7 protein-coding genes are annotated in these 13208 nt (G+C 34.5%); 1 reads left to right on the top strand and 6 read right to left on the bottom strand.

The features are described 5' to 3' along the window. Positions 1-102 precede the first annotated feature (102 nt). A complete protein-coding gene (kdsB, locus tag AC3ITQ_RS19790; protein ID WP_489235845.1) occupies positions 103-837 on the top strand; it encodes a 3-deoxy-manno-octulosonate cytidylyltransferase in 735 nt (244 codons plus the stop codon). Between the two features lie 183 nt (positions 838-1020). Here kdsB and AC3ITQ_RS19785 read toward each other — a convergent pair whose 3' ends face one another. From AC3ITQ_RS19785 to AC3ITQ_RS19760, 6 genes are all read right to left on the bottom strand, one after another. Next, on the bottom strand, positions 1021-3432 hold the full coding sequence (locus AC3ITQ_RS19785) for an alpha-ketoacid dehydrogenase subunit alpha/beta (protein ID WP_489235844.1): 2412 nt from the start codon (positions 3430-3432) through the stop codon (positions 1021-1023). A 188-nt stretch (positions 3433-3620) separates the two neighbouring features. After that, complete coding sequence (locus tag AC3ITQ_RS19780) at positions 3621-6371, bottom strand: gluzincin family metallopeptidase (protein ID WP_489235843.1); 2751 nt, start codon at positions 6369-6371, stop codon at positions 3621-3623. A 280-nt stretch (positions 6372-6651) separates the two neighbouring features. Further along, on the bottom strand, positions 6652-7380 hold the full coding sequence (locus AC3ITQ_RS19775; RefSeq protein WP_489235842.1) for an LOG family protein: 729 nt from the start codon (positions 7378-7380) through the stop codon (positions 6652-6654). A gap of 167 nt (positions 7381-7547) precedes the next feature. After that, positions 7548-7907 carry a cupin domain-containing protein gene (locus AC3ITQ_RS19770; RefSeq protein WP_489235841.1) on the bottom strand — a complete coding sequence of 120 codons (360 nt, stop codon included), beginning with the start codon at positions 7905-7907 and terminating at the stop codon, positions 7548-7550. A gap of 511 nt (positions 7908-8418) precedes the next feature. Continuing rightward, entirely contained in the window at positions 8419-11250 is a 2832-nt protein-coding gene (gene uvrA, locus AC3ITQ_RS19765; protein ID WP_489235840.1) for an excinuclease ABC subunit UvrA, read from the bottom strand. Between the two features lie 139 nt (positions 11251-11389). Next, positions 11390-13174: a chloride channel protein gene (locus tag AC3ITQ_RS19760; RefSeq protein ID WP_489235839.1), complete on the bottom strand. Its 1785-nt coding sequence runs from the start codon at positions 13172-13174 to the stop codon at positions 11390-11392. Between the last annotated feature and the right edge of the window lie 34 nt (positions 13175-13208).

The following is a 13208-nucleotide window of genomic DNA, read 5'->3' as shown; positions in this document are numbered from 1 at the left end:
TCTCTGTGGAACCTTCGTGTATCTCTGTGAAAAAGCTATTATACAAAGTGACACGAAGGTTTCACAGAGACTCGCAAAGAATAAAATTTAAAAATATCTAAAATGAAAATAATAGCTGTAATTCCGGCGCGATATGCATCAACACGTTTTCCTGCTAAATTGATGCAGGATCTTGGAGGTAAAACGGTAATTCTTAGAACGTATGAAGCTTCAGTAGCAACAAATTTATTTGACGATGTATTTGTCGTTACCGACTCTGATTTGATTTTTAATGAAATTGTTTCAAATGGAGGAAAAGCCATTATGAGCATCAAAGAACACGAATCAGGAAGTGACCGAATTGCGGAAGCTATATTTAGTCTTGATGTTGATATTGTAGTGAATGTTCAGGGTGATGAGCCTTTTACTGAAGCTGGGCCTTTAGAGCAGGTTTTATCTGTTTTTAAGAATGATGAAGATCAAAAGATTGATTTAGCTTCTTTAATGCGTGAAATCACAGATGAAGACGAAATTAATAATCCGAATAATGTGAAGGTTGTTGTAGATCAATCGCAGTTTGCATTATATTTTTCGCGTTCTGTAATTCCGTATCCGAGAGATAAGGATGTTGGTGTTCGTTATTTCCAGCATATTGGAATTTATGCATTCAGAAAACAGGCCTTGTTAGACTTTTATAGCTTGCCAATGAAATCTTTGGAAGCTTCTGAGAAATTAGAGCAATTACGTTATTTAGAATTCGGAAAACGTATTAAGATGGTTGAAACAACGCATGTTGGGATTGGTATTGATACGGCTGAGGATTTAGAAAAGGCTAGGGGTATTTTGGCTTCTAAATAGTTGTGTTGCTGTGAAGATGGTACGCGGATGAAACGGATTCGCTAAAGCGAAAGCGCAGATAAAAACGGATTTTTGTCATTGTAACAAAACAAAAAAGCTCCAAAATTTTGGAGCTTTTTTGTTATCTGAAAAAATCTAAAATCTAAAATCTAAAATCTAAAATCTAAAATCTAAAATCTAAAATTAGTATAAATCCGGGAATTTAGAAGGATTAACTTCATGCATCATACTATAAACCTTTTCGAAAATATCTTCGGCAGAAGGTTTAGAGAAATAGTCGCCATCAGTTCCGTAAGCCGGTCTGTGGGCTTTTGCAGCAAGAGTTTGTGGTTTGCTGTCTAAATGAACATATGCATCTTGCTCTTCCAAAATTTGTTGTAAGATAAAAGCAGAAGCTCCACCGGGAACATCTTCGTCGATTACTAACAAACGATTTGTTTTGGCGATACTTTTTACAATATCCTTATTGATGTCGAATGGAAGTAAAGACTGAATGTCAATAACTTCACAATCAATTCCTAAATCTAATAATTCAGTTGCTGCTTGTTCTACTAATCTTAAAGTTGAACCATAAGAAACAAGTGTAATATCAGAACCTTCCTTTAATGTTTCAACAACACCGATTGGCGTTTTGAACTCACCAAAATTCAAAGGTGTTTTTTCTTTTAAACGGTATCCATTTAAACATTCAATTACCAAAGCTGGTTCATCAGTTTCTAAAAGAGCGTTGTAGAATCCTGCCGCCTGTGTCATGTTTCTTGGAACCAAAACGTGGATTCCGCGAATAGCGTTGATAATCATTCCCATTGGAGAACCAGAATGCCAGATACCTTCTAAACGGTGTCCACGAGTTCTAATAATTAACGGTGCTTTTTGTTTTCCGACAGTTCTATATTGTAATGTAGCCAAATCATCACTCATGATCTGGATCGCATATAATAAATAATCTAAGTACTGAATCTCAGCAATAGGGCGTAAACCTCTTAGAGCCATCCCGATTCCCTGACCAACGATAGTTGCTTCACGAATTCCGACATCGGCAACACGAAGTTCTCCGTATTTTTCCTGCATGCCTTCTAAACCTTGGTTTACATCACCAATGTTTCCTACATCCTCACCAAAAATTAGTGTTTCAGGGTATTTGGTAAACAAAGCGTCGAAGTTATCGCGAAGGATCATTCGGCCATCTGAATCCGGTTTTGCATTTTCTGCATATTCAGGAAGTACTTTTTCTACAGAATAAACATTCAAATCCGAATCAGAATGTAAATGACTGCTGAATCTTGGTTGTGTTTTTGTAATGTAATCTGTAATCCAGTTCGATAATAAAGCCTTGCTGTTTGGCACTTCTACAAAACGCAATATTTTGCGCGCTATAACCAACATTTCCTTTTTTAAAGGCGATTTGATAGCGCTTAATTCTGAAATATATTTTCTAATTCTTTCTTTATGATTGATGCTTGCTTCTGCAATTTGCTCCAATAATGTCAAAAGGTTTTTTTGATCTTCAATAATTGGGTTGATGAAAGAATTCCAGGCTTCTTTTTTAGCCTCAAGGACTTCTTTTTTCAATTCAAATTCAATTTCTGAAAGTTCTTCAGGAGATGCAATATTGATGGCAATCATCCATAAACGCATCTGACGAATACAATCGAAATCTCTTTCCCAAGCCAGTCTTTCTCCATTTTTATAACGTTCGTGTGAACCTGAAGTAGAGTGTCCTTGTGGTTGTGTTAATTCGTTTACGTGAATTAAAACCGGAATATGTTCTTCACGGGCAATGGCGCCAGCTCTTTCGTAAGTCGAAACCAGTTCAGCATAATCCCATCCTTTTACTCTGAAAATTTCATATCCTTTAGAATCTTCATCGCGTTGATATCCTTTAAGGATTTCTGAGATGTTTTCTTTGGTTGTCTGATGTTTAGCGTGAACCGAAATTCCGTATTCATCATCCCAAACGCTCATTACCATCGGAACTTGTAAAACTCCGGCAGCATTAATTGTTTCAAAAAATAAACCTTCAGAAGTACTGGCGTTACCAATAGTTCCCCAGGCTACTTCGTTTCCGTCTACAGAGAATTTATCTTTGATTTTGATTCCATCAACATTTCTGTAAATTTTAGAAGCCTGGGCCAATCCCAATAATCTTGGCATTTGCCCCGCTGTAGGAGATATATCTGCGCTTGAATTTTTTTGTTTTGTCAGGTCTTTCCAGGATCCGTCTTCGTTTAAACTGTGTGTTACAAAGTGTCCGCCCATTTGTCTTCCGGCTGACATTGGATCAAAATCTAAATCGGTATGACCGTATAAACCTGCGAAAAATTGTTTTGGAGTTAATTCGCCAATCGCCATCATAAAAGTCTGATCGCGGTAGTATCCTGAACGAAAGTCACCATTTTTGAAAGCTTTCGCCATCGCAAGTTGTGGAACTTCTTTTCCGTCACCAAATATTCCAAATTTGGCTTTTCCTGTCAATACTTCTTTACGACCTAAAAGGCTACATTCACGACTGGTTACTGCAATTCTGTAGTCCTTTAATACCTCAGTTTTGAAATCCTCAAATGTTAACGTAGTATTGTTTTTTTCTATAATCATAATCTGGAATGGTCATGTTGAGACTGCGAAATTACTTAAAAACAATCAATAATCATAATTCTTTAAAATAAATATAATTTAATTATATGTATTTAAAATCAAAAAACTACGTATTTTATTTATGTTATTTTAAATAAAAAACACAATTTAATAATAATAATGCATCTTTTTGATTAAAATTTATTCAATTAAAACCATTTTCGGGTAAAAAGATTGACTAATGTTTTAGGGGACAATGTTATAACAAATCTAATTTTTTCGTTATATTTTGGTTGGGTAATTTCCCACCCATTATTGGAGTAAACCGGAAAATAAAGTTCAAAATAATCAGGAACAAGGTTTAGACGAACTCCGGTATCATACACAAAATCGGCACTTTGATGTTTACTTTTCATGAAACCAATATCACCATACATTTCAATCCAATTCCATATCGAATAACTCGCGTTTAATGTTGTCATCCATTGATTGGCAAAGGATGGCTCAATTTTAGATTTAAAACCACCTTCAGCCATGACAAATTGCTGACTGAAAAAACCACTACTTTCAGATCTTCCGTAGAAATTATAATCGAACATATAATCGGTTGGACGATCTAAACCAAAGCTGAAATAGTCTGAATCTGTCTTGTTATAAAGAAAACTTCCTGCGTAAAATCTTAAATTTAATTTACGATTATCGTCAAACAATCTTCTGTATTCAATTTCTCCAGCCAATTTTCCAAAATCTCCAGAAAACTGAACATCAGTCATGAAATTAAAATGATTGATTAATTCGGTTTTAGTATTCGAATAACGTGCATTGAAGATAGAATAATTTGCAGGTGAATTATCAGTAATGTATTCGCTGGACTCTCGATTTACAATAACTTCACGCAACAAGAAAAGTTGTTTTCTGTTGTCTCGGAAATTTTTCTCGCGAATGCGAAATTGCACCATTGGATTTAATCTCAAATAGGCAGCATCAGGAGCATAGTGAAAATAATTCTGACTAATCGAATAACGTACATTATAAAGTGTACTATTACGATAATACTGAGTATATGAAAACGCCGATGAGCCGGAAATTGTTCCTGCTTTTATGGAATAAGCCGGATTAATATCAAATATAAACGGTTTGTCTAAAATGGTTTTATTATGAAAGCGAATCCCAGGCGTCAATCCATCATATAAATTATAATTAAGTGTCGGAATGTATAAAATCTGATTGTAGTAAGGATCTTCTAAATCTTTGGCAAAATTAAATTTAATCGGACGATTTACGATTACAATGTTTTTTAACGATTTCCAGTTATTTCTTTGGTTGTATTCTGGAACTTCATTGTCATAATTAAGCACGATTTTGTCCGCATTTTTTCGATCAAAGTTATAAACCGAATCATTCTTTGTTGGTTCAATCCAGGTTTTAAAAACGACTTCATTTTTCTTAATTCCATAAACGGGAATTGGGGCATAAATGCCAGTCTTGTTTTTTATCTGAAATTGTACGCTGTCTTTGGTTCTTGAAACATTGGTGAATTTATAATCAATAATTTCGCGTGAATCGATAATAGTTTCAAAAAACCAATTGATTTTTTTTGGACTATTTTTAGTGAGGATTTCTTCAAAATCAAAACGGTTTGTCTGTTTTACTTTATTTAAATTATAAAATTCCTGAACACTTTCAGGTACAATGTTATGATTTAAATAATCATCTAAATAACTCAAACTTAAACCCGCACGGTATTTACTCGCAATCTGTTCGTTGAATTTGATCAAGGTATTTTTTGGGTCACCAATTGGCTGATCCAGGTTTTTTCGCGCCATCAGCATGTAATAATAGCTGTATTGCTCGTTAAAAGTCAGATTGGTGATATTATAACTTTTAAAAAGTTTCATGTCCGAAAGTCTTCCCAACATCTTTTGATCCAAATGATTTTCTTCCATGTATTTCATCATGGTGTAAATCTGAATTCCGTCATAAACCCAATTGTCTCTTCGGGGATCAAGGCGTAAACTATTCTTCAGATAATTGTTTAGATAAGTTTTTAGGAAAGTAATCTCAAAAACAAATTCATCCGTAAACGGACTAATAAATGATGGCAACTGATTTAATCCGTAAAAAGGATTTCGATCATAATCAGCCTGAGAAACTGTGATTTTTTGATGGGGATATTTTCCAATAAATTCATTGGCAAAAGTAGCTACTCTGTTGATAACAATGGCTCTCTGAATGTCGTTAAGCTTTTTCGTTTTTAAATCAGATAGTACTTCTAAATCTCCAGTAGTATAACTTCTGAAGCTATTTTGTTTTTCGATAAACAAATTAAAATCGGTTCTGTTAGTTCCGGAAAAAGAATAAGTACTGTAAGCAGCATTAGAATCTTCTTTTGAAACCGAATTTAAATCGGTCGTAATGAAATAATTATTTGGAATCTTTATTTCAACCTCATAATCCGAAGTCGCATTAGCAATATCATCAAGATTAAAATTATTGTTTTTGATAAACTTATGATTTTCAAATCGGGCAGGAGTTAAAAACCAGTTTTTTAAGTTCATTCCACCATTTTGCTCAAAGCCGTAATGTGTAAATTTAGCGCTCGGAATTTTTGAAATATAAATAAGGTGGAGGTCTATTTTCTCTCCTGGATTTAACTTTCGATTCAGTTTAACAATAATAAAATCAGGATTTTTATCAGTTCTTTCCCATTCTAAGGCCAAATTATCTGAATCGGTCAAATTCAAAATTGTTGTATTTCCTCTTTCTTCAGATTTGGCAACATGAAAACCCCTGTAAAACTCATCTGAAAAGCGTTTGGCCAAAGGTGTGTTTTTACCTGAAAAAGCGTTGTTCCAGTCATTCAAAACGATGGAAGTCAAAGAATCATTTGAGGTGTTATGAAACGTAATATCCTGTCTTACATTCAATGTTTTAAGTTCAAGATTAACCGCCACATCCATCTTAGACTGATGTTGTGCATATTGTTTTATTGAGCTGAATAAAACTAAAATGAAGAATATGAATTTATAAAATGATTTCAAGGATGACTCGGGATAATTTAGCGTATACTTAAGTTACGAATGTAAAGTCGTTTTGGTTTTTTGTAAAAATAGCATAAAAAAAGCTGTTTTAAAAAACAGCTTTCAATTTTTGTGATACTTAACGTTATTTATGCATTTAAACGATTTATTTTCCTTTTATTAAAGTTACAATAACTTAAAATGCGATATAATTTAAAAATTAGAAATTTGGACTTAAGTCGTATTTTTTGTAGAATTTATCCAGAACATCAACTACTTCATCTTCAGTATCTACGATTTTGAATAAGTTTAAATCGTCTGGACTTACAGTTTGCATTTTTTCAACCAAAACCGTTTTAACCCATTCAATCAATCCTGACCAGAATTCAACTCCCACTAAAATAATTGGGAACTTTCCAATTTTCTTGGTTTGAATTAAAGTAATCGCTTCAAACATTTCATCCAAAGTTCCAAAACCTCCGGGCATTACTACAAATCCCTGAGAGTATTTTACAAACATTACTTTTCTAACAAAGAAATAGTCAAAATTCAGGTTTTTATCGTGGTCGATATAAGGGTTAAAATGCTGTTCAAAAGGCAATTCGATATTTAAGCCAACCGAAGTTCCGCCACCGAGATGAGCACCCTTGTTTCCGGCTTCCATAATCCCGGGACCACCCCCCGTAATCACACCATAACCGGCTTTACTAATTTTATAAGCAATTTTTTCAGCCAATAAATAGTATTTATCATCTGGTTTTGTTCTCGCCGATCCAAAAATCGATACACACGGACCAATACGCCCCATGCTTTCGTAACCGTTTACAAATTCGGACATGATTTTAAAAATCGCCCAGCTGTCATTGGTTCTAATTTCGTTCCACGTTTTTTGTTTCAAACGATCCTGAATTACTTTATCCTCATCATTATCAAAATCTTCTAATCTCATTTTTGGTATATTATAATTTATATTTTATTCTAAGTGCTTATTCAGAGGTTAGTAGAAGGAAGGAGCTGCTTCCTGCTGTCCACTGTATCTTTTATGGTGAACCCCACCATAAAAGGATGCCGTTCCCATCAGGGCTAGGGGACTCGTTTTCAAAAGAAGAATCCTTATTAATAGGTTTGTTCTTCAATTGATTTTGTAATAGGACTTATTACTTTTCCGGTATGCTCTGTTGTTTTAGATTCTATAAGCATTATTAGACATTCCTCAACAGATGAAACCCGGTGATTTATTCCTTTTTTGACTACAAATAATTCGCCTTTTTTCATAGTAAATGATGGCTCGTTTTCAATTTCCATTAAAAGTTCACCTTCGACAATATAGAATAATTCGTCTTCATTTTCGTGATTATGCCACGGTATTTCCTGACCTTTTATTTTTGCCACTTTAATATATTGATCATTTACTTCATCAATTATTTTAGGCGAAAAATAGTGGTCTACGTTACTGAACTTGTCTACTAGATTCATAGATTCTGTATTTAGTCTTCACCGAAATCAAATTTTTTTCAAAAACGGCTAGCTAAATTAAGTCTTTTTTTCAGAATTGTCACAAGAATGTCCATTTATTAATTTAAATGTAACAATTCACATCGGGCTGATTTTGTATTGTTATTCATTATCAAAGGATTAATGAGTTTAAACAAGTATATCGTTCCTGTCGAACTTAAATACAGAGATGCAAATTATCAACGAATTACCCCTTTCCTCGGGACGTTGTTATAAATTTTTCGTTACGATGGAACTATTAAGGTTATTAAAAGACGCTATCAAAATATGCAATTCAAATGGTTTATCCATGGAGAAAAGTATTCTCATTATTATCATTCCGGAACGAGGGATGCCCGTAAGAAACTCCGCAAAGCAAAGTCAATAATATTTGTCGACATATTTGAGTTGATGGATGACAATGATTGTATTGTCGTTTTCAACCTTTGTCAAAGTTTAAAACTTTGACAAAGGTATTAGCGTGAAGATCAAATTATTCCAATTCCTTCTTCAAAAACTTAGCCGTATAGCTTTTTTTATTTTTCGCTACTTCTTCTGGAGTTCCTTTGGCAATTAATTGTCCACCACCTTTTCCACCTTCAGGACCAATATCAATAATATAATCGGCAAGTTTAATAACGTCCATATTATGTTCGATAACCAGAATGGTATTTCCTTTGTCAACCAGTTTATTGATCACATCCATTAAAACACGGATGTCTTCAAAATGCAATCCTGTCGTTGGTTCATCCAGTATATAAAACGTATTTCCGGTATCTTTTTTAGATAATTCTCCAGCCAGTTTAATACGCTGCGCTTCTCCGCCAGAAAGTGTTGTACTTTGTTGACCCAATGTAATATAACCTAAACCAACATCCTGAATCGTTTTTACTTTTCTGTAAATTTTCGGGATATTTTCAAAGAAAGGAACCGCTTCATCAACCGTCATATTCAATACATCCGAAATTGATTTTCCTTTGTAACGAATTTCCAGTGTTTCTCTGTTAAAACGTTTTCCCTGACAAGTTTCGCATTCTACATAAACGTCTGGTAAAAAGTTCATTTCGATCGTTCTAACTCCGGAACCTTCGCAGGTTTCGCAACGTCCGCCTTTTACATTAAAACTAAATCGTCCGGCTTTGTAACCACGAATCATACTCTCAGAAGTCATTGTAAACAGGTTTCTGATTTCAGTAAAAACCTCCGTATAAGTCGCGGGATTAGAACGTGGCGTTCTTCCAATCGGACTTTGATCAATATCAATTACTTTGTCAATATGCTCTAAACCTTCGATTTTTTTATAAGGCTGCGGTTTTTTCACGCCATTAAAATAATAGGCGTTCAAAATAGGGTAGAGTGTCTCGTTTATTAAAGTCGATTTTCCACTTCCTGAAACTCCCGTCACGCAAATCAATTGTCCTAATGGCAATTCGATAGAAACATTTTTTAGGTTGTTTCCTGTTGCTCCGGTTAGTTTTAAAAACTTTCCGTTTCCTTTACGGCGTTCTTTCGGGATCTCCAATTTCATTGTACCATTCAAATATTGAGCGGTAATCGTATTCGATTTTAAAGTTTCAGCCGGAGTTCCAATACTAATAATTTCACCGCCATATTTTCCGGCTTTCGGACCAATATCAATAACATAATCGGCTGTTTCGATCATGTCTTTATCGTGTTCTACGACAATTACAGAGTTTCCGATATCACGTAATTGTTCCAGAGATTTAATCAGTTTTTCATTGTCTCTTTGGTGTAAACCAATACTTGGTTCATCCAAAATATATAGAACACCAACCAATTGTGAGCCAATTTGAGTTGCTAAACGAATACGTTGTGCTTCACCACCAGAAAGTGATTTTGAACTTCGGCTTAAGGCCAAATAATTCAAACCAACATTCATCAGGAAGTTCAAACGATCTTTGATTTCTTTGACAACTTCAGAAGCAATCAAAAGTTGTTTGTCTGATAAATGATTGTTAAGATCCTGAAACCAGGCTGTTAAATCGGAGATATCCATATCACACAATTCGGTGATGTTTTTTCCATTTACCCTAAAAAACTGCGCTTCTTTTTTCAGACGTGAACCTTCACAAACCGGACAATTCACTTCGTCCATAAAATCTTTCGCCCAACGCTTTATAGTTGTTGAAGCACTTTCGTCATATTGATTTTTGATGAAATGTGAGATTCCCTCAAAATCTATTTTATAATCGCGCGTAACCCCTAAATCTTTTGAGTTTACAGTAAATTTATCTTTTCCGCCATGAAGAATCATTTCCATCGCTTCTGCTGGAATTTTCTCAATCGGATCCGTAATTTTAAATCCGAATTTTTCTCCAATAACTTCCAGTTGCTTGAAAATCCAGGAAGATTTATATTCGCCAAGTGGTGCAAAACCTCCAGATTTAATAGATAATTTAGGATTCGGAATAATCTTTTTGATATTGATTTCATGAACCGTTCCCAAACCATTACAATGTGGACAAGCTCCTTTTGGAGAGTTGAAAGAAAATAAATTCGGCTCCGGATTTTGATACGAAATTCCAGTGGTAGGACACATTAAATTTCTACTGAAATAACGTACTTCATTGGTGTCCTGATCTAAAATCATCAGTACATTCTCGCCGTGATGCATCGCAGTATTAATACTTTCAGATAATCTTTTTTGATTGTCTTCGGTATCTTCAATTAACATTCTGTCGACAACAATTTCAATGTCGTGGGTTTTATAACGGTCCAATTTCATACCTGAAACCAGATCCTGAACTTCGCCATTTACCCGAACTTTTAAGAAACCTTGTTTGGTAATTTGTTGGAATAATTCGGCATAATGACCTTTTCTGGCTTTAATTACGGGAGCCAATATATTGATGCGTCTTCCATTAAAATCCTGAATAATCAAATCTTTAATTTGCTCATCAGAATAAGAAACCATTTTTTCGCCAGTGTTGTAACTGTAAGCGTCAGCTCCACGAGCGTATAAAAGTCTTAAGAAATCATATATTTCAGTAATAGTTCCAACGGTCGAACGCGGACTTTTACTGGTTGTTTTTTGTTCAATAGCAATTACCGGCGAAAGTCCGTCGATTTTGTCCACATCCGGACGCTCTAAACCACCAAGAAACTGCCTGGCATAAGCCGAAAAAGTCTCCACATAACGACGTTGTCCTTCAGCATAAATCGTATCAAATGCCAAAGATGATTTTCCCGAGCCTGATAAACCGGTAATTACAACCAGTTTTTCACGCGGAATTGAAATATCAATATTTTTTAGATTATGAACTCTTGCACCAAGAACTTCAATAGTATTGTCTTTTTCTAACATAATTTTGAGCAAAACGCAAAGTTACCACTTTGATTTATTCTTTTAATACTAGAGTACAAAACTTTATGTTACAATTAGTAACAAAATAGCGTTCATTAATGACGTTTTTCTTTCTGAAAAATATTCAAATTGAAGCTTATTATTCAATTGTCATAGAACGCAACTTCATTCTATAAGCTTCAAGTGCTATGGATTTGGAAATGAAGCCGTAATATTTTTCATTTCGTAAAACGGGAAGAAAGGCTGTTTTTGATTTTTCGAACTTACTCATGACAATTTCCATACTGTCATACGAAGAAATAGTGGCTGCTGGGGTCTTCATGACATCTTTAATCAAGGTGTATTTTACGCGATAACTATTAAAAATAATCTCACGAATATCATTAAAATGAACTACACCAACTAATTCTTTTTCATTATTTACAACAGCAAAAACAACCTGATTGGAGTGCGAGATAAGATCAACTAATTTAGTTAGGTTTTCTTCCGGATGAACGGTCAGGTAATCGCATTGAATGATAGTATCAATATCTAAAGTTGATAAGATATTGGAGTCTTTATTACTTGTAAAAGCATGACCTTTCTTAGCCAAACCTTTTACATCAAGTGAATATTTTTCAAAACGTTTTGAAATCGCAAAACTTATAGAAGAGACAATCATTAGTGGAATCATTAAACTATAACCTCCGGTAATTTCTGCAATTAAGAAAATTGCGGTTAATGGAGCATGAAATAATCCGCTCAGAATACCTGCCATTCCAACCATGGTAAAATTACTGATTGGTAATTTTGACAAACCAATCATGGTTATAAATTTTGAAAAAAAGAATCCCAGGTAAGAGCCTAAAAATAGGGAAGGAGCAAAGTTACCGCCATTTCCTCCGCTACCGATAGTTAGTCCGGAAGCGAAAACTTTTACCATCATGGTACATCCAACGAAAAGAAGTAAAACCCATTGGTTATTTCTAAAATCTCCAAATAAGGTATTGTCCAGAATTTTACCCGGATCAGCTTCAGACAAAGTTTTAATGCTTTCATAACCCTCACCAAAAAGTGTTGGGAAGACAAAAATAAGTAGCGCTAATAAGGAAGATCCAATTAACGCTTTTTTGTAAGCACCCATTTTTAAGTGTGCAAAATAATGTTCTACTCTTTGGAAATTTCTTGCGTAATAAACGGCTATAAAGCCAGTTAAAATACCAAGAATTACGTAAAACGGAATATTGTGATAATTGAAAGCTTCTTGTTTCTTGAAGGACAATAAGATAGTTTCATCCAAAACAATTGCAGAAACCAAAGCACCGGTCGCGGCTGAAATCATGATAGGAGTAAAGGCCGAAATGCTAACGTCAACCAATAAAACTTCGATGGCAAATAAAACTCCGGCAATTGGGGCATTAAATGCGGCTGCAATTCCAGCTGCAACACCACAGCCAATCAGTAATGTTCTGTCTTTATAGGGTAATTTATAATTTTGGGCAAAGTTAGATCCAAACGCAGCTCCTGTAACCACGATTGGGCTTTCAAGACCTGCAGAACCTCCTAAGCCAACCGTTAAGGAACTGGTTACAATTTGGGCATACATTTGTTTTCTCGGAATAATACTGGCTTTTTTAGCTACAGCATATAAAATTTGAGAAGTCCCTTTTTCGATGGTTCCGTTAAGCACTTTTTTGATAACAAAAACAGTAAGCAGAATACCAATAATAGGCAAGATACTGTTGATAAAACTTAATTTTAAAATAGCATTGATATAAGTTGCAAAAGAGAAAACACTATGCGCAAAAGTTTTTAAAACGATTACCGCCAAAGAGCATGAAATACCAATTAAAACACTTGATAAAAAAATAAACTGCTTTGGTGTCATTAAGGACTGTGCCAAAGCAATAACGCTTTCTAGTTTTCTGAAATATTTTTTTAGCATTCTGTCTGTAAAAATTAGGGGGATACTGCAAATT

This window comes from Flavobacterium sp. KH_001 (assembly GCF_057840745.1).
The sequence above is the reverse complement of the archived record's forward strand: the minus strand, read 5'-3'. Positions and strand labels throughout refer to the sequence as shown.